The sequence below is a fragment of the Streptomyces ipomoeae 91-03 genome (assembly GCF_000317595.1).
Lineage (GTDB): Bacteria > Actinomycetota > Actinomycetes > Streptomycetales > Streptomycetaceae > Streptomyces > Streptomyces ipomoeae.
Genome location: NZ_AEJC01000022.1, coordinates 1 through 17281, shown reverse-complemented (window position 1 = coordinate 17281; position 17281 = coordinate 1). Strand labels below are relative to the sequence as shown.

General features: G+C 66.8%; 23 protein-coding genes and 1 tRNA gene. 14 read left to right on the top strand and 10 right to left on the bottom strand.

Features of this window, described 5'->3' with window-relative positions; genetic code table 11:
* Positions 1–407 precede the first annotated feature (407 nt).
* Together STRIP9103_RS01275 and STRIP9103_RS01270 are read right to left on the bottom strand one after the other, a co-directional pair.
* Positions 408–887, bottom strand: a complete 480-nt coding sequence (locus STRIP9103_RS01275) for a hypothetical protein (protein ID WP_009294517.1) — start codon at positions 885–887, stop codon at positions 408–410.
* Entirely contained in the window at positions 884–1096 is a 213-nt protein-coding gene (locus STRIP9103_RS01270; protein WP_009294464.1) for a hypothetical protein, read from the bottom strand. The genes STRIP9103_RS01275 and STRIP9103_RS01270 overlap by 4 nt, the downstream gene beginning before the upstream one ends.
* Before the next feature lie 172 nt (positions 1097–1268).
* On the opposite strand from STRIP9103_RS01270, the gene STRIP9103_RS01265 reads away from it, so the two are divergent.
* From STRIP9103_RS01265 to STRIP9103_RS01255, 3 genes are all read left to right on the top strand, one after another.
* Positions 1269–2024 carry a DUF6879 family protein gene (locus STRIP9103_RS01265; RefSeq protein ID WP_009294482.1) on the top strand — a complete coding sequence of 252 codons (756 nt, stop codon included), beginning with the start codon at positions 1269–1271 and terminating at the stop codon, positions 2022–2024.
* A 15-nt stretch (positions 2025–2039) separates the two neighbouring features.
* Entirely contained in the window at positions 2040–2891 is an 852-nt protein-coding gene (locus STRIP9103_RS01260; RefSeq protein WP_009294478.1) for a helix-turn-helix domain-containing protein, read from the top strand.
* A 248-nt stretch (positions 2892–3139) separates the two neighbouring features.
* A complete protein-coding gene (locus STRIP9103_RS01255; protein WP_009294467.1) occupies positions 3140–3910 on the top strand; it encodes an IS5/IS1182 family transposase in 771 nt (256 codons plus the stop codon).
* Positions 3911–4018: 108 nt separating this feature from the next.
* Here STRIP9103_RS01255 and STRIP9103_RS01250 read toward each other — a convergent pair whose 3' ends face one another.
* Both STRIP9103_RS01250 and STRIP9103_RS01245 read right to left on the bottom strand, forming a co-directional pair.
* Positions 4019–4432 carry an NUDIX hydrolase gene (locus tag STRIP9103_RS01250; RefSeq protein WP_009294527.1) on the bottom strand — a complete coding sequence of 138 codons (414 nt, stop codon included), beginning with the start codon at positions 4430–4432 and terminating at the stop codon, positions 4019–4021.
* Positions 4433–4434: 2 nt separating this feature from the next.
* Positions 4435–5088, bottom strand: coding sequence for an NUDIX hydrolase (locus tag STRIP9103_RS01245; RefSeq protein WP_009294500.1), 654 nt, complete (start codon positions 5086–5088; stop codon positions 4435–4437).
* Between the two features lie 408 nt (positions 5089–5496).
* Between STRIP9103_RS01245 and STRIP9103_RS01240 the strand changes: the two genes are divergently transcribed.
* Positions 5497–6006, top strand: coding sequence for a nucleoside-diphosphate kinase (locus STRIP9103_RS01240; protein ID WP_009294519.1), 510 nt, complete (start codon positions 5497–5499; stop codon positions 6004–6006).
* 21 nt (positions 6007–6027) lie between these two features.
* On the opposite strand, the gene STRIP9103_RS45740 is transcribed toward STRIP9103_RS01240, so the two are convergent.
* Positions 6028–6902 (bottom strand): IS5 family transposase gene (locus STRIP9103_RS45740; RefSeq protein ID WP_374005668.1). Its coding sequence is split into 2 segments (ribosomal slippage): positions 6028–6510 and positions 6513–6902, totalling 873 coding nucleotides; the frame shifts between segments, so codons are not numbered across the junction.
* 128 nt (positions 6903–7030) lie between these two features.
* Between STRIP9103_RS45740 and STRIP9103_RS01225 the strand changes: the two genes are divergently transcribed.
* The 7 genes from STRIP9103_RS01225 to STRIP9103_RS01195 all read left to right on the top strand — a co-directional run bounded on the left by STRIP9103_RS01225 (position 7031) and on the right by STRIP9103_RS01195 (position 12087).
* A complete protein-coding gene (locus STRIP9103_RS01225) occupies positions 7031–7330 on the top strand; it encodes a hypothetical protein (RefSeq protein WP_048819487.1) in 300 nt (99 codons plus the stop codon).
* A 158-nt stretch (positions 7331–7488) separates the two neighbouring features.
* Positions 7489–8073, top strand: a complete 585-nt coding sequence (locus STRIP9103_RS01220; RefSeq protein WP_009294513.1) for a CYTH domain-containing protein — start codon at positions 7489–7491, stop codon at positions 8071–8073.
* Positions 8074–8112: 39 nt separating this feature from the next.
* A complete protein-coding gene (locus tag STRIP9103_RS01215) occupies positions 8113–8877 on the top strand; it encodes an HD domain-containing protein (protein ID WP_009294470.1) in 765 nt (254 codons plus the stop codon).
* Positions 8878–8879: 2 nt separating this feature from the next.
* The gene (locus STRIP9103_RS01210) at positions 8880–10274 is read left to right on the top strand and encodes a hypothetical protein (protein ID WP_009294477.1); all 1395 of its coding nucleotides are present in this window, start codon (positions 8880–8882) and stop codon (positions 10272–10274) included.
* A 63-nt stretch (positions 10275–10337) separates the two neighbouring features.
* On the top strand, positions 10338–11075 hold the full coding sequence (locus tag STRIP9103_RS01205; protein ID WP_048819486.1) for a class I SAM-dependent methyltransferase: 738 nt from the start codon (positions 10338–10340) through the stop codon (positions 11073–11075).
* Between the two features lie 121 nt (positions 11076–11196).
* Entirely contained in the window at positions 11197–11724 is a 528-nt protein-coding gene (locus STRIP9103_RS01200; protein ID WP_009294446.1) for an ATP-binding protein, read from the top strand.
* Positions 11725–12013: 289 nt separating this feature from the next.
* Positions 12014–12087 (top strand) — tRNA-Met (locus tag STRIP9103_RS01195).
* Between the two features lie 48 nt (positions 12088–12135).
* Here the strand turns inward: STRIP9103_RS01195 and STRIP9103_RS01190 are convergent.
* The 3 genes from STRIP9103_RS01190 to STRIP9103_RS01180 form a co-directional block, all read right to left on the bottom strand.
* A complete protein-coding gene (locus STRIP9103_RS01190; protein WP_048819485.1) occupies positions 12136–12996 on the bottom strand; it encodes a restriction endonuclease subunit S domain-containing protein in 861 nt (286 codons plus the stop codon).
* 128 nt (positions 12997–13124) lie between these two features.
* A complete protein-coding gene (locus STRIP9103_RS01185) occupies positions 13125–14795 on the bottom strand; it encodes a restriction endonuclease subunit M (RefSeq protein WP_009294525.1) in 1671 nt (556 codons plus the stop codon).
* A gap of 184 nt (positions 14796–14979) precedes the next feature.
* Positions 14980–15213, bottom strand: a complete 234-nt coding sequence (locus tag STRIP9103_RS01180; RefSeq protein ID WP_009294452.1) for a hypothetical protein — start codon at positions 15211–15213, stop codon at positions 14980–14982.
* A 73-nt stretch (positions 15214–15286) separates the two neighbouring features.
* On the opposite strand from STRIP9103_RS01180, the gene STRIP9103_RS50505 reads away from it, so the two are divergent.
* On the top strand, positions 15287–15538 hold the full coding sequence (locus STRIP9103_RS50505; protein WP_181800308.1) for a hypothetical protein: 252 nt from the start codon (positions 15287–15289) through the stop codon (positions 15536–15538).
* Between the two features lie 229 nt (positions 15539–15767).
* Here STRIP9103_RS50505 and STRIP9103_RS01170 read toward each other — a convergent pair whose 3' ends face one another.
* Positions 15768–16058, bottom strand: coding sequence for a hypothetical protein (locus STRIP9103_RS01170; RefSeq protein ID WP_100243810.1), 291 nt, complete (start codon positions 16056–16058; stop codon positions 15768–15770).
* A gap of 50 nt (positions 16059–16108) precedes the next feature.
* Positions 16109–16411 carry a GntR family transcriptional regulator gene (locus STRIP9103_RS01165; protein ID WP_063747249.1) on the bottom strand — a complete coding sequence of 101 codons (303 nt, stop codon included), beginning with the start codon at positions 16409–16411 and terminating at the stop codon, positions 16109–16111.
* A gap of 160 nt (positions 16412–16571) precedes the next feature.
* On the opposite strand from STRIP9103_RS01165, the gene STRIP9103_RS01160 reads away from it, so the two are divergent.
* Together STRIP9103_RS01160 and STRIP9103_RS01155 are read left to right on the top strand one after the other, a co-directional pair.
* Positions 16572–16889, top strand: coding sequence for a hypothetical protein (locus tag STRIP9103_RS01160; RefSeq protein ID WP_009294506.1), 318 nt, complete (start codon positions 16572–16574; stop codon positions 16887–16889).
* Positions 16889–17197, top strand: coding sequence for a hypothetical protein (locus STRIP9103_RS01155; protein ID WP_009294505.1), 309 nt, complete (start codon positions 16889–16891; stop codon positions 17195–17197). The genes STRIP9103_RS01160 and STRIP9103_RS01155 overlap by 1 nt, the downstream gene beginning before the upstream one ends.
* The last annotated feature ends 84 nt before the right edge of the window (positions 17198–17281 follow it).

Below are 17281 nucleotides of genomic sequence, written 5' to 3'. Positions count from 1 at the left end.
GAAGCGTTGGTGCGGCGGGAGTGGCGGGGGAGGCCGACCCGGTCGGCGCGGTCGGCGCCAAGCGAACACGTGGAGGCGTACTCCTGCCCTCGACACACGCAAGTGATGATGCGCGGCCGGCGCCGACAGGTTTGCCTCCCGGCCATCGACACCCCCCCCCGACCGCTGGTCGGGCCGCCGGGACCTCCCGCCCACCTATTCGGTTCACCAGCGCCTCAGCTCTCGACGTACCGGGTGATGGCTGCGAATCAGAACGTTGAAGTCCGAGACACGGGACATGTCGCCCCGCTTGGCGGCCTCCGTTCGCTGCCGGACCAGCTCCGCGCAGACTTCGCAGTCGGTAGGCGCCTCGGGGTCAGGGCGGGGGAGGCTGAGCACGGGAGGCTCGTCCATGGTCGTTGGCCTCTTCACCGGTATGCCTCCGCGGGAAGTTTGTAGCCGTTGCCGGGGCCGAGTGCGGCGGCCAGCAGGGTGGGGTCGTTGAGGGTGCCGGAGCCGTCGGGGCGGTGCAGCCACTTCCGGCCGCACTGATACCAGCCCGTGGGCGGGCAGTGCAGGGGCTCCCCCTTCGGCTGGACAATGGCCTGCTTGATGCCAACCAGTTCGTCAGCCGTGTCGGGGGGTATCAGCCACCACGTCAGGTCAAGGCCCGGGTCGGCGAGGACCGGGCCCAGCTGCGGGGTGCCGATCCGCTTCATGGCCCGAACCGTGGCGACGAACGCGACTTCGACGGCCAGCCACTTCTCGCCGGTGGCGATGGGGGCGAGGGCTTCCAGGATCCATGCCTGGCGCACGAGGTCCGGGTGCGGGGAGCAGCCGGCCAGCCAGGAGTCCCCGGCTTCGTACATCTCGGCGAACCGCAGGTGCCGGTGGACGGGGTGGCTCATGTCTCGGCTCCTCCGCGCTGGAGTGCGTGTGCCAGTCGTATGGCCACGTCCGCGCGAATCCGCCCGAGGTCCACGAGCCGGAGGTCAGGCGATGTCGGCTCCACGGCGAGGGAGGGGAACACGATCCCGGCCTGGTCGAGGGCGGCACGGAGAGACTCCACGGCGGTGAACGGGTCGACGGCGTCCTGAGACGTGGGTGCAGAGGCCATGAACCGGACGTTAGGGACGCCTGCTTGGGGGGCACCATCGGAGTTGCGCGAAGTTGCGCACCTGCCTCCCCCTGTTGCGGAAGGTTGCGGAAAAGGCTCGGAAGAACCACGGTCAGACGGCATCCGCCTCGTGGACGCTTGGGTCCCACCGATACGGCGAAGGGAAGCAGCCATGGCGCGTCGACTGCGCTTCAACGGCACAGGCAGCGGAGTCAACGGGTGCCCGTCCATCCACGAGGACCTGGACACCGGTGAAGTGGTCGTGCACGGGCCACCGCTCTCCGACCCCGACGACGTCGCCCGGCTCCGTCACCTGGGCGAGGACGAGGTGCCCATCGTGGTGCCGCGGGAACTGCTCGTCGACTTCGGCCCCAAGGAGGTCAACCGCGTGCCGGACATCATCGGCCTGGACGAGTTCGACCAGCTGTTCACCCGGTTCGAGCACACCGCCTGGCGGCTGGAGACCCGACGCCGCTACGCCTCGGACGAGATCACCAGCACATACGCGCAGTTCACCCGAGGCGAGCCCGTGAACTGGGACGGAGTCGACGCGGCATGGTGCGCTGAACGCCGCGAGCAGACCGCACTGGGCAAGAGGTTCGAGCGTGTCCGCGTCGTGGACGCCCCACCCACTATCGGCCAGCTCTACCTGCTCGACAACGCGCGCCGCAACAGCACCGTGGGCGAGACCATCTTCACCCTCCGCCGTGCGGACGCCGACCGGGTGGGGCTGCCCCAAGAGGACTTCTGGATCTTCGACTCCAGGCTGGTCGCGCTGCTCAACTTCGACGACGCCGACAACCTCGTCAACGTCGAGCTCATCAGGGAGCCGGCCGCGGTGCTGCGGTACGCCATGGCCCGCGACGCGGCGATGCATCACGCCGTCCCTTACGACGAGTTCGCGGCAGAGCTGACCGCGGAAGAGTAGGCAGGGGGTGCACCGGTGAGCACGGACTACCAGCAGGCACGAGAGGCCCTCGGAGTACGGCTCCGTGAACTCCGGCTCTCAGCCCCTGGCGGCCGGCTCACCGGTGCCCAGCTCGCCCAGCGGCACGGGTGGAACAAGTCGAAGGTCAGCCGCCTGGAGAACGGCAAGCAGACCCCCACGCCCGAGGACCTGCGCTGCTGGGCCGAGGCGACCGGCCAACCCGCCGCCTATGACGAACTGCTCGCCAGACTCCGGGGCTTCGAGTCCCACATCCGCTCGTGGCGGCGGCAACTGGCCTCCGGGCACAAGGCCGTGCAGGACACACACCTGAGCGCCCACGCCGATGCCACAGTGCTCCGGGGCTGGGAGTCCTCCATGATCTTCGGGATCCTCCAGACCCCGGACTACGCCCGGCACATCTTCACCAGATACGCCGAGCTGCAGCGCACGCCGCGCGACACCGAGGAGGCCGTCCGCTCCCGCATGAAGCGGCAGGACGCGCTGTACGACTCCTCGAAGCGGTTCCACCTCCTGCTCTGGGAACCCGCGCTGCACACCCTGGTCTGCCCGCCCTCAGTTCTCGCGGCCCAACTGGACCGCCTGGCCGGAACCATCGGGCTCGACACGGTGGAATTGGGCATCATCCCGTTGTCCGCGTCGGTCAAGATCCCTCCCGCCACGGCCTTCTGGCTCTACGACGACCGGCAGGTGATCGTCGAGAACTGGCACGCAGAACTATGGATCGATGACCAGGTCAGCGTCGACACCTACCTCCGCACATGGACGACGTTGCGGCAGTCGGCGGTATACGGAGCCGACGCGCAAAACGTGATCAGCCGGGCTCGACGCGCCCTGAGCCCACGCTGACCTCGAACAAGATCCCAGACCCGTGCCAGATCGTGCGGGGACCCCCGGGGAACACCGGGTATTCAATCGTCCGGAACCCGAACGCTGCCGCCACTCCGCCCCAGGTCAGCCAGGCCCGCGCGACCCTAGACGATCACGAGCGCATGTCGGGTCCCAGGTGATGCCTGACGTTCTGGTCTCAGGTGATGCTTGACGGTGGGCCTAAGGGTTGTCCCGTAACTGCTGGTCACGGGTGAGATGATCTTGGTGTGGCTGGTGTGATCACGGCGTCGGAGCCGTCTTGGATAGCCCCGTTCACCGGGCTGAGTCCGCGTCAGTTCAGCAAGCTGATCACCGCCTTGCGGCGGGAGGGCGCGGATCCGGTCCGTAAGGGCCGGCCCTGGAGCCTGCCGCTGGAGGACCGGGTCCTGCTGGTCGCCGCGTACTGGCGCACGAACCTCACCCTGCGCCAGCTCGCCCTGTTGTTCGGGGTATCGAAGTCGGCGGCCGACCGCATCATCGACCACCTCGGGCCGTCGCTCGCGCTCCAGCAGCGCAAACGGTTCCGCAAGGACACCGTGCTGATCGCGGACGGAACCCTGGTGCCGACCCGCGACCACAGCATCGCCGAGCAGTCGAAGAACTACCGGTACTCCACCAACCACCAGGTCGTCATCGACGCCGACACCCGGCTCGTCGTCGCCGTCGGCCGGCCACTGCCGGGCAACCGCAACGATTGCAAGGCGTGGGAACTGTCCGGCGCAAAGGACGCCGTCGGAAAGACGACCGTGATCGCGGACGGCGGCTACCGGGGCACCGGCCTGGTCATCCCGCACCGCCGCGAACGCGGCCAGGCCGAACTCCCGGCCTGGCAGGAAGAGCACAACGCCTCCCACCGCAAGGTCCGCGCCCGCGTCGAGCACGTATTCGCCCGGATGAAGAGCTGGAAGATCCTGCGCGACTGCCGCCTGAAAGGCGACGGCGTCCACCACGCCATGCTCGGTATCGCCCGCCTGCACAACCTCACCCTCGCCGAGTGACGGGAAACAAGCAGGTCAACCAGCATGCCGTAGATCATTTACGAGACAGCCCTTAGCCTTGACAACGACAACGGCTCCCCAGCGCTCGCGGCCGTGTCCCGAGGCCGTTCAGGAAAGCAGAGCCGCGTCGAGGTAGTCCTGCACCGGCTCGAACAGCCCATACGGCACGTACTCCGGGATCTCGCCATGGGCGACCCAAGCCAGTTCGGCCAGTTCCTCGGTGTCCGCGACGTGGGCCGTGCCGCCCAACACCTCGCAGGCTGTGTACGACATCAGCCGGCCCGTCTTCGGGTGGACGCGCTCGCCGAGCAGCTTCACAGCCGCCACGGTCAGCCCGGTCTCCTCCTGAGTCTCCCGTACGGCGGCGTCCTCGCGGGCCTCGCCGGGCTCGACCTCTCCGGCAGGGAACTGCCAGGAGAGCTGTCCCTCGCTGACCCGGCGACGCACCATCAGTACACGCCCTTCCTTCACGACGATGGCAGCCGCGATGCCTGGCCGCTCGTCCGTGTTCTGCTGTGTCACGTCTACTCCTCCAGGACGGCCAGGATGGGTGGGAAGATCGTATCGATGGGGATGAACCGGGGAACCGCGTTTCTGGGGACCCACATGACGTCGATGTTCTCGGCCGCGTCGCTGTTGGTGGCCTCGCCAGCCAGGTACTCGCACTGGAAGTACTCGCACAACACGCCGGTCACGGGGTGAAGCCGGTTCCCGAGGTGCTGTCGGACCGCGCAGTGGACACCGGTCTCGTCCAGGGTTTCCCGCACGGTGGTGGTCTCCGCCTTGCCTCCCGGCTTGATGACCCCGGCCGGGAACTGCCACGTGATTCCGGCGGTGTCGACGTCCCGCCGACACACCAGAAGGACATCGCTGTCACGGATCACCACCGCGATGGCCACCCGCAGCGCCTGCGCGCCTGGCGGCATTGAATCCGCTGGGGCCCGTTCCTTCGCCAGCAGGAGCGCGAAGCGCTGTCGCGCGGCCGGAGGAGCCTGCTCATAAGCCGTGTCGAGGAGCTGCTGCATCTCCCTGCGAGGCACGACAGACGCATCAGAGTGCCAGGTGGCCACGGTTCTCACGGCGATGCCCAGGTGGGCGGCGAACTGCTCATTGCCGAGCCGTAGGGCGGACTGCAGTAGGCAGGCGTACCGGCCGCTCCAGCGCTCGATCACGTCCACAAGACTGCCCCCTCGTCGCCGCCCCTGTGCAGGACTCCGCGCGCCGAAAGTGCACTCCCACTGCACTGGCACTTCATGGTCACGCGGGAAGAGCCCCGGAAGAATCGGAGTCACCAGGGGCCAAGGAATCACCCGCCGAAGGCTCAGTCCCTGGGAGGCGCATGAGAGGCGCTAAGGCGCCAAGACGACCACAGGGAGATTTTAGGTGCGTTACCCCAGCGGATAGCGGAGAAGGAGAAGTTGGCCGGATCGGGCCTCTCGGTCGGCAGATCGGTCAGGTCCTGGCCGGCGTTCGCCCGTCCAGGGCATTGCCCGTGCGCCCCAACCGCCCTGCCAGCGCCAGTAACCTCAACGGATGACGGCTGATCGTCCGTCATGTTCCGTTGCTGGAAAGGCGAAAGGAAGCCAATGGCCGAGGTTCAGGCACACACCGTCGAGCGCACGCTCGTCCTGCTCAAGCCCGATGCGCTGGCGCGTGGCCTGGCAGGAAGGATCATCACGCGATTCGAGGATGCCGCGCTGAAGATCGTCGGCACCAAGATGAAGTGGATGGACGAGGAGTTCACCCGCAAGCACTATTTCGACCTGGAAGAGCGGCTCGGGTCGGAGGTCTACAACGTCACGGCGACGTTCATGCAGCAGGGGCCGGTCATCGCTCTGGTGCTGGAGGGCTTCGACGCCATCGCAACGGTCCGCAAGATCGTCGGTAGCACGTACCCGAACCAGGCTCCGGCTGGCACGGTGCGCGGCGACTTCTCGCACTACAGCGCGGCGGCCAGCATCGCCTCGGGCAAGGCGGTCGCCAACCTCGTGCACGCCTCCGGTAACGCGGAGGAGGCCAAGCAGGAGATCGAGCTGTGGTTCGACAAGGACGAGCTGCAGGACTACAAGACGCTGGCCGAGATCTACACGTACTAGGGTGCGTTTTGAAAGTGCTGGTCACAGCCACTCGTTGATGGCTGCGACCAGCACGGTCGCCTCGTAGCGAACTGCCAACTTGTCGTATCTCGTGGCGACAGCGCGGTGCCGCTTGAGGCGATTGATTCCGCACTCGACCGCGTGGCGCTCCTTGTAGTCGGCCTTGTCGAACTTAGGTGGCCGGCCGCCGTGGGAGCCGCGGTTCTTGCGGTTGGCGATCTGGTCGCGCTTCTCCGGGATCGTGCAGCGGATACCGCGCTTGCGCAGGTAGGCACGGTTCGCGCGGGAGCCGTACGCCTTGTCGGCACGCACCTTGTCCGGCCGGGTGCGCGGGCGGCCCGACCCGAGCCGGGGCACCCGGATGCGGCCCAAGACCACCTGGAACTGCGGGGAATCACCGCGCTGTCCTGCCGTGATGACCAGCGACATCGGTTTCTGGGCCTGCTCGACCGCCAGGTGGAGCTTGGTTGTCAGCCCGCCCCGGGAGCGTCCGAGCCCGTGGTCGTCGGGCTCGATGAACACACCGCCTGGCGGCTCGATCTGCAGATCCCCTTTTTGCGGGCGCCGGCCGCATGCTGGTGGGCGCGGGCGATGGTCGAGTCCACCGAGACGTCCCAGGTGATCAGTCCCTCGGCGTCGGCCTGGGCCTGCAGCTGTTCGAAGATGCGGTGCCAGGTGCCGTCCCGCTGCCAGCGGCGGAACAGGCCGTAGACCGTCTCCCACGGGCCATAGCGCTCGGGCACGTCCCGCCAGGGAGCACCGGCGCGGGTGCGCCACCGTATGCCGTCTATCAGTTGCCGCTTGGTGTGCACCGGTGGCCGTCCAGGCTTCTTGCCGACCGGGAGCAGGGGCTCCAGCTTCGCCCACTGTGTATTCGTCAGATCATGCCGCCCCACGAAGTGGGATCTTGACACATCAAGATCCACATATGAAACGCACCCTAGCAGCGGGTCACGGCGTCACCGCGGGGACGCCGGAGCGTTGATCACCACGGGGGCATGACCGTTTGAACCGAGAGGGCACCATGACCAACCAGACCCGCCTGGCCTCCACCGACGAGCTGGAATCGATCTTCCAGCGCGAGCTGGCGACCGACCGGTGGGCGGCCACTGAGACTGCGTACGCCCTGGCCGTGCGCCACCGCGACCTGGGCGACTGGCCCGCATCGCGCGAGTGGGCCGAGCAGTGCCTGCGCCTGTTGGAGGGCTTCCCCAGCGAGACGGAAGAGCAGGTCGCCACCGGCCGTACGTCGGTGGGAGGCGTTCAGCTGCCGACCTACCTGCACTCGGGGGTCATCGAGGAGCGCTTCGGCACCCTCGGCTGACACCCGCCGATTTACCGGGGTGATGCAGCCGACACCCGCATCGGCCGCTTCACCCCGCGTTCGACCACCAACCTCTTAGCGATCGCCCGACCGGACAGCCCTCGCGCGGCAGGGTTCGGCTGGCTTCGCCATGCCTGAAACGAGGAGGCAACAGCCCCGTGGCCATCGAGATCGAGATGCGCGCCCGCTTCACCAAGGGAGTCCACGACCAGCTTGTCACCCGTCTGAAGGCGGACGGGGAGGACCTGGGCCCCGACGACAAGCACATCTACTTCTACGTCCTCCCCGACCAACTCCTGAAGGTCACCGACAACACCGCCGCCGGCACCGCCAAGATCACCCTCAAGGGGAGCAAGATCGGGCAGGGAGCCGCCTTCGCGGAGACCGAGTTCGCCATCGCCCCCGATGACGTTCCCGCCGCGGTAAAAGTGTTCAACGCCCTCGGGTTCGAGACGGCGATGCACGAGGCGTTCAACTTCCGTCACAACTTCCGCCTCGACGGCGTCGAGATCGCCGTCAAGTGGAGTGAGGCGTGGGGCTACCACGCCGAGTTCGAGGTCCTGCTGGAGGACGACGCCTCGGACGCCGCCCGCGCCGAGGCCGAAGCCAAGATCACCGATGTCGCCACGGCGCTCGGCGTGACTCTGATGACGGAGCAGGAGCTGGCCGACTTCACCGCCGCCTTCGAGGCCGCCGAGAAGGAACGCAAGGAGCGCGAGCAGCAGGCCGCGCCGATCCGGTAGGAAACACCACCGCGGAGACCACCAAGGGGGTGGGCACGAGTGAGCACGACCCCGTTGACCGCAAGCCTGATCAACCTGGCTGCCCGAGGGCAGCTCCCTCTGCACCAGCACATGGACCACGCCACCATCGCGTGGATCAGCGAACACAGGCCCGACCTCCCGCAGGGACCGCGGCCAGCCTTGCGCCCGCAGTCGAAGGAGCTGCTCGCGCACGGCGGACTGCCCACCCAGTGGTGGGCCGACCCCCGCCTGCACACCTCGCTCCACGGCATCCGGCACGCCATGAGGACGGCGGCGCTCGCCGCCGTCCTCGCCGAGACGAACGGCCTCGACGACGCCGACGCCTCCACGGCCATCATCGCCGCCGCCGTACACGACTGCCAGCGGCGCCACGACCAGGACGACCGTGGGCATGGCACACGCGCGGCCATCTGGCTCGCCGCGAACGCCAACACCGTCTGGAGCCACTTCGGCCTGATCGCCAGCCCCCGGCGAACTGTGCAGGCGGCCACCGCCGTCCGCCTGCACGACGTCCCGTACGAGGCGTTCACCGCCGACGACAAGAACGACCACGCCCGGGCCCAGCGCATCACCGACGTGGTCAAGGCCGCCGATGCCCTGGACCGCTACCGGCTGCCGAAGCTGAAGTGGTGGCCGGACGCCCGGTACATCCGCGAGCTCGCCTTCGACCGACTGCGTGGACTCGCCTTCGACCTGGTCCTCGTCTCCGAGCGGGCCTACCTCGCCGGGGCAAGCGGCACTGCGGCCGTGCGCTACGCGCTCGCCGAGAAGGGCCTGCTCTGACCATGGACTTCATCGACGCCTACCACCTGTGGGCCGACGCCCACGCCTTCTTCGACTCCGCCCTGATTTCCAGCCCCGCCGATCACACCGACCCGCTCGCCACCCAGGCCGCGGGCTGGGACCGACGCCTCGCCGAGGACACCCCGAACGGCCACCTGCTGCGGCAGAACGCCCTCTTCGAAGCCCTGAGCGGAAACGGCAAGCTGCACCTGCTGCACGTCACCCACGCTCTGGAAGAGATCAGCCGCCAAGGAGTGCTCTACCCGTCGGGCGGCTGCCTCGTCGGAAGCATCTACTGCGCGCCGCTCACCGCGACCGACCAGGGCTTCCGCATGCACAACCTCGGCGCCTACGTCCTGGCCAAGGAAGCGCCGACCTTCCTGGCCAAGCTGGGCTTCACCGATCGCGTCCCCACCCCGCTGATCTTCGAGATCGACACCCCACCGCAGGCGTACCGCGGGCTCGCCGGCGTGGACTACCTGCGACTGGGCCTCATCCACCTGCAGATCTACACCCACCTCGAATACCTGCTGAGCAAGAGCGAACGGCACCAGCTGCGCGAGACCGTTGTCAGCCGCGTCAAGAACTCGGCCGCCTTCCTCGCCACCGCTGCCGCCGTCGCCTACCAGGACACCTCGGTCGAGGCCGAGCCGTTCCTCAAGCTGCTCGACGAGACGGTCCCCCGCCTGCCGATCCTCGGCTACCTGTACTTCGAAGCCGTCGCCGAGTACCTGATGCTCCACTCGACCTCCCACCACACCCGGCGCCTGGCCGAACTCGGCGAGCTGAACAACTGGCTGTACAAGGAGATGCTGTTCGCTTCCTTCCCCGCCATGGCCGGCAAGTTCGACCTCGCGAGGTTCCGTCCCCGCCCGAAGCAGCTGAGCGCGCTCATCCACCGAGTCGACCCGACCATCGACACCAGCCACGCGAGCACGTACCTGGTCGAGCGGATCAGCTACCTCGTCGCCGCCCGCCTCTTCGCGCCAGGCGACGCCCCCGAAGCCTGGCATCACACGCGCTGGGAATTCGACTCCCTCGCCGCCCAGCTCGGACCGCTCCTCGGCCACCTCATCCACCGGGAACTGCGTACCTTCGGCCGCTACCCCGACTTCTACTTCTACTTCGACCAGCACAAGGCGCTGCAAGCCTGGAACTACTGGAACCACATGGACATCGTCGCCCCGTTCAACGGCACGATGCCCAAGGGCGAGATCGGCATCAACCCGGCCTACCCCAACCTCGACTACCGCGTCTGGCGCGCCGAGCAGGACGACACCGGCCACCTCCACCCGGCCGAAGAGCTCGCGCTGACCATCGCCCCGCGGCTGGTGGACATCAAGTACACCCTCATGCGCAACAACCAGTGGACCGCCCTCGCGCCCAGCGCCGCCTGATCACCGCCGCCGCCATCCGCGGCCCACCCCACCCCGAGCAACCTCACACGCAGGAGATCCGTGATGAGTTCCTCCGGCATGCCCTCCGTCGACCTCCTCGGCGAGCAGATCGCCTCCGTCCTCGCCGACCCCGCCACCACCCACGGCCTCGCCCGCACCCTCCGGGCCGCCGCCAAGGAGATCGAGCTCCACCGCTACCACCACGCCAGCCGGCGCGCGTGGCCCAACGGGCAGATCGACGACAAACCCGCCAAGGTCCAGATCGGCGGCGGAGCCCACCGCATCGACGGCTTCCTCAACATCGACCTCGTCCCGCCGGCCGACCTCCTCTGGGACATCCGCGAGGGCATCCCCCTCCAGGACGACAGCACCGACGAGATCTTCTCCGAGCACTTCCTGGAGCACATCGACTACCCGCGCTCCGCCAAGCACTACGTCCGCGAGGCCCACCGCGTCCTCGTGCCGGGTGGCCGGATCATCACCGGCGTCCCCGACGCCGCCTTCGCCCTGAGCCAGTACCCAGGGCCCATAGACACCTCTGACGAAACGATCGAGCGCTGGTACGCCAAGCGCGACTGCCGCGGCCACATCAACACGCGGCTCGACCTCGTGAACCTCGTCTTCCGCGACCAGGACGACGACCCCACGTACACCCCGCACCTGTGGGCGTACGACTACGAGAAGCTCGTCCAGCTCTTCACCGAGGCCGGCTTCACCACCGTCGATCCATGGACCTTCGACCCCACCATGGCCAACCCGAAGCGCCGCTGGGGCAGCGTCTACGTCGTCGCCGCGAAGTAGGCCTCTCAAGCAGCCCGCGAGTCCGGGGTGCCCCGTCCCTCACCGTCTCGGACTCGCGGGCCTCCACCGACGCCACAGCGCCCCTCACCCGCCCGGCCACGCCGCCGAGGGAGCCATCCGCATGTACCAGATCCCCCCGCCCATCAGCGAACTGACCCTCGCCGCCACCCCCAACGCCGTCGCCTGGGCCCGACGCCACACCGTCGACATCCTTCAGCGCTGGCGCTTCCCCGACGAGGGCATCGAAGTCGCCCGGCTCCTCGTATCGGAGTTGGCAACCAACGCGATCCAGCACGCACGCCCCACGAAGACGTCTGAAGCAGCCGCTCATTCCGTCGGTATCGGCACGATCGTGCTCATGCTCTGGCCCACCGACGGCGGCATCATCCTCGCGGTCAGTGACCCCGACCCGCGACCGCCGGCACCTCGCGCCAGTGACGCCAGCGCCACCGGGGGCCGCGGACTCGTCCTCATCCAGACGATGGCCAACCGCTGGGGCTACTCCCCCACGCAACCACACCCCGGGAAGATCGTCTGGGCAGAGGTTCCCGCTCGTCCCAGCAGCGCCCTGGGTGAGCCAGGCTTCGGCGGCCAGCGGGCTGCCCCGATGCTCATCGGGCGAGTCCTGACCGGCCTCCGCGAGCTGTAATCGAGCCCACCGACCGACTGCTCTTGCGAGATGCGAACCCGGCTTGGAGTAGGAGTGCGTTCAGGCTCTGCGTCCCGAGGCACCAGGCCGGTCAACGGGCGCCGACGCCACTGCGCCGTCCAGAGGACAGCATAGAAGTGGACCGCAAAGCGCCGTCGGGTCTCGGGCGAGACCCCTATCAGACCTGGCGAGGATCTGACCGTGCGCGTCATGGGAAGGGCGCCGCCAGGTCAGCTCTCATCCATAAGGGCAGGCATGCGGTCGGGTGCTGTACGCTTGCGTGCGACGACGCGGGGTGGAGCAGCTCGGTAGCTCGCTGGGCTCATAACCCAGAGGTCGCAGGTTCAAATCCTGTCCCCGCTACTGTAATCGAGTCGCCTGACAGAGTACTGTCGGGCGACTCGATCTTTTCTATGCTATTTCCTCTTCCTCTTGCGTCTCGATGTCCCCCTCCGAGTCCGATACGAAGAAGTGGTGATCGCCGGAATCTGCGAGATATTGGCCCAGGCTCGTCCGAGCCTTCGCCACTGTCTGGTAGTAGCTACGGAACGGCTGCGAGACCTTGGCCGCTGTCACGGGATCGTTGGGCACCGGGATTTCGATCTCCAGGAACCGATCACCCACGTCCTCGCGATTGGTCTGCATGAAGATGACGCGCTTCCACTGCTCACGCACAATCTTAAGCGTCATCGCCCAAAGCAGATAGAACGAGTCGAACTCCGCTCGCTCTCCCGGGCGAATCACAATGATTTCCTTGGTCAGAAGCAGTTGCTCCTGGCCCGGCATCAAGACGCAGAAGTCGCCGATATTCTTGCTGGTGCGTTCCGGGCAGAGAATGTCGAAGGCTTGGAGTCGAGAGCTGGGCCCTTTCCAGAATTCTTCGGCGATGGACCGGGGTACCCGATTCGTGGGGTTGATGTTCACGAACCCGGCCCGCAGATCAGACACCTTGATGTAGGGCACGTTTCCGATCCGCTGGCCGGAAGAGGGGGATCCGTGACCGCCGCGAATGGTAATGATTCCACTCTTTGCCAGTTCGGCAAGAGTGGCACTGCGGAACCCCTGGAAGCGTTCCGTTTGCATCTCGGCGATAAAGCGCTCGTGATACCGGCGGTCGTAATACACGGGAACGCGGGTTCGCGGCAGGACGTCTGAGGCAGGAATGTCGCGCATGGTGCTAGTCCGCTCTCCGCGCTGGAGAGCGAGTGCATCACTGAGAAGTACGTCGTTGATGGCAGTGACTGACTCACCCGTCTCAGGATCGGTCGTCATGACGCGAGCCCCGGTCCTGGGATTGAGAAGTGGGAGGAGCCGCCCGCCCTTCGTCAAACCACACGTCGGTGCCGTTGAGACTGTAACCGTCTCCTCAGAGAACCAGGACGGCGCATTGATCGCGGGCATCAGGCTTCGCTCTCCTCTGTAAGTTCTTCCTGCACCATTCCTTCCGGCCCGTTTCCAATCTTCTCGAAGACGTAGAAGTTGGTCTTTGCCCGGCAGAACTCCTCGAAGGCTTCCATGGCAATGTTGAACATCCCGCGAAGCGCGAATCTCCCCTCCATCCATGAAGGGAGCCACCGGTACTTATAGGAGAAGAAGTAGGTTTCCGGGAGGATAATTCCAACTCGACCACCCACCTGCAGGAGACGGTGAGCCAACTCCAAGTACATCAGGCCGATTTCCAAGTCGACGTACTCTTTACGCCCGCTGGCAGCCGCCTTAGAAATCGTGTATCCGGCGGCGCGAGCATCTGACGCCTTAACCTTTAGGTCCTCACCGAAAGGCGGGTTGGTGAGAACGACCGTGAATGATTCCGCCACGAAGCTGTTGCTATCTCCACCCAGCTCTTCCTTCAAGCGGGGGAACTTGGCCGGCCACGTATGCTGCCGAACAGCGTCTCCCAAAAGGACGTGTGTGGATCCATCGCGCATGGCGATCATCATTGCCCGAGCGAGCTTGACGTTGAGCGGGTCGAGGTCCACGCCATACAGATTGTCGTTGGCGAACTTTACCAATCTCCACGTCTCATCGTCGCCAGGGAACTCTCGCTCCTGAACCTGCCGCAAAGCTTCGACGATGAATCCGCCCGTGCCGCAAGCGGGGTCGATCACCTTGTCACGAGAGGTGATCTCCATGATGGATACGCACGGCCGGATGACGCGCTGCGGCGTGAGGAATTGCCCCTCTCCCGACTTCAGCGCCTTGGTCCGGAAGATCTGGAAAGCCTTGGACAGCAGGTCGACCTGATCGCCCAGAATTCGCCACGGGGACAGTATGTCGACGACGGCGAAGATAGTTTCCTCCCTGAGGAGGATTTCGTCGCGATCATCCGGGTTGAAGACTCGGTTCTTCTGCCGCGCGAAATAGCTCCTGAACTGCTGCTGGATCTGATCGGCTGTCACATGAAGCATGGACGCCTTGTCGCCGTAGATCCTGAAGGGGACCGGCTTGTCCTGGTTGGCCGAGCTCGATGACCAGGCGTCCGACTCAACCTTGACCAGGATGACGTGCAGCAGCTCCCGCAGTTGATCCTCGCGGCGGGTCGAACGCGAGTCGCTTACCACCACTGTGGCCACGAGGCGGCGCAAGGCGGCCGACAACTGGGCTTCGGTGGGGACCACCAAGTCGTTCCAAGTGGGCGGGGTGGCCGGCGGTGCGGTCAGATCCTCGCCCGGGTGGGGCAGAGGAGCGTTCTTTTGCTCGATCCAGTCGTTGGTATGCGACTTGTAGACCGCCAGGCTCTCGTTGCCGTTGGTCCAGTACCCCATGCGGACCACTGGCTCGGAGGCCATGTAGCGCATGAGCTGCTCTTTACCCTCAGAGATCGAGGGCGCCTTGAACTCGAAGAGAACCTGGAGCGCGTGCGATTCGCCCGAGTCGTCTGCGAAGGCGGCCAGATCAGCCCGACCGCAGGCATCGAAGGATTGCCCGCGCTCCCGCTTCGTCAGGTCGTGCGGCGTGTCCGGTACACGCCACTCCTTCTGCAGCCGGGTTTCCTTCCAACCCAACTTCTTGAGGTCGGCAAGTACGCGTTGGCGTACAGCCTCCTCCGGGGCGCTGTTCTTGGCACTCAAGACCGAGATGTCCTTCCTCTACCGTTGTGCCCGGTATCAAAGGGTGGGTGCCGCAACTCTAGCTCAAAATGAGCTGCTCTTTTTCGGCGGCTGGGCGCGGAGGAGGCGCCGCCTGGAGAGCCGCCCGTGTGACCAGGCCGCAGGGGGGTGCGTTGCTTCTTGGGCGATGGGTGGGTGGCTGCGGTCACGCCGCGAGGGCGAGTTGTCCCTGGTAGCGGAGTGCGTGGGTGTGCAGGTGGTCGAGTTCGGTGAAGTAGCGCCAGTACCGCTCGAAGTCGCCGTTGTCGATGACGGCGCGCAGGAGGAGGACCACCTCGGCGCCGGTCAGGCTCCATCTCGCCCCGGTCGCGTCCAGGCGGTCCTTGACGAGGAAGCGGCAACTTCCCTCGATCACCCCGGTCGCGATGGGCCAGCCCATGGCGAGGGCGAGGTGGGCGCAGGTAGGGCTCCTTGGCCTGCAGGTAGGCGGAGGTGCGGGCGATGGCGGGCAGTTGCTTCGCGTCATCTGGGCGGGTGCGCAAGTGCTGGCGCAGTGCGGCGACGACGCGGGGGCTGTGCCCGTCCAGCACGGTGCGGGCGGCGTCGGCGACCCAGGCCGCGCGCGCTGCGTGGACTGGGTGGAGGTCCTCGGCGGCCCGCCACAAATATTCGATCACATGCACGATCGTGTCGACATGGACGCCGTGGGCGGCCGCTTCCCTTGCGAAGCCGACGAGCCGACGCCGCCGGCCGGGAATGACTGACCGCTCGGTCAAGGACTGTGCGCAGTCACTGGCCACCGCGACCGCCACACCACAAACGCACCATATCGAGCGGGGGACCAGCGGGGGCATCACGGGGAACGCGACCGGCTCTGACGAAGCCGCAGACCAACCGTTCTCCCAGGTCAGCGCCCTAACCGGCCCAAAGTGCCGCAGCCGCCCAAGCTGAGGTCACTGGCTCCCACTCCCCAGCGGAGGCGCCGGGAGCATCTCAGGATGCTGCGGCCTCACGGGCTTCAGGTCGTCGCACAGGCCGAGTCAGGAGGTGGCGGCTCAGCCAGACGTACGTGGCCATGGCCAGCGAGGCGCGTGCCATGAAGTCGGCCCAGAGAGGGAGGGTCCGGGTGACGGGGCCGGCCTCCAGGACTCCCCACAGCAGAGCAGCCGTGAGCACACCCGCCACCGCCAGCACGAACACGTAAGTGACCCCGGCCGTGCGGTTCCGGCCGAGCCAGGTGCCCAGCAGCCCTGCGGGGATCTGCACCATCACGTGGAAACTCATACTGCTTCTGCCGCCGCCCTGCGGGCTGCGCGGCTGTTGCAGCGGGGGGCTCACTTACTGGTGGACTCGTCGCCTTCAGCGGCAGCTTGGACGGGCGGCTGCTCGACAACGAACGAGCCCTTTCCGCGCACGGTGACCACGAGCCCGCGCTCGCGGAGTTCCTGGGTTGCACGGCGGGCGGTGAGCCTTGCTACGCCGTACTCGTCGGCGAGGTGGTTCTCCGAAGGGATCGGCCGGTCGGGGGCCAGTTCTCCCGACGCGATCTTGCGCTCGATGATGTCGGCCAGTTGGACGTAGAGCGGTCGGGCGCTCATGGGGTCCAGAGGCTTCTCAGACTCCTCTGTATCGCTCATATGTCCAACGTAGACAATGCTCATCCTACCCATTCGAGTGGATCCCTCTGTACTTGTATACAGAGGGCTGCACCTCTCGCTATGTTCAAAGAGGACGAAAACCCCGGCGAGGTTGTGGGACCTCCCGGGGCGCGGCCAACGCTGACAAGGAGCGATGACAATGCATGACCTTAGCCGTCGTATCGCGGCGTGGGTGCGGCTTCTGTTCAGTCCCGGTACGGGCCGGCGACGACGGGCCGGGGCCCGCCCCCTCGTCGTACCGCCCCCGGCCGCGTGGACGGATCCGGCCCCCACCCCGCTCCCGGCGCATCGGTCCCCCTACGGGCTCGACGAGATCTTCGACGGCGCCGCCACCGTCGCCGTACGGCCCTACGTCACCGCCCACGAACAACGTCAGCGGCGGCGGGAGTTGGCCATGGCGGCGATGGGGTTGGACGTACCCGGGCCGTACTGGATCCATGGGATGGAGGTCGCCTGATGGGAGCGGAGGACGAGGTGTCCCCGTCGGGCGGTCCACTACGGCTGTTGCCCTGGGTCGGTGCCGAGGGCAAGCCCTGTTATCTGATCGCCGACGACGACGGTGGGCCGGTGTCCCGGCTCGCCGATGCCACGGAGTCCATTCAGCTCGGCATGGGAGCCGAACTGCTCGTCCATGCTCGCGCGATCCTGCCGGAGGCTCCGCATGGTGAACTGCGGTTTCTTGCCGAGCGGTTGAGTGAGGCGCTCGGCGACGCGTTGCGCGTGGCCGAGAGTCGGGGGCAGCGGCTGAAGCGTCACCTCAGCTGACGGCGACGTAGACGGAGGCGCGAGAGACGAGAGGCGAGAGGCGAGATGCGGCAAAGGGCGGGGCCCCCGGAGGCTTCACTCCGA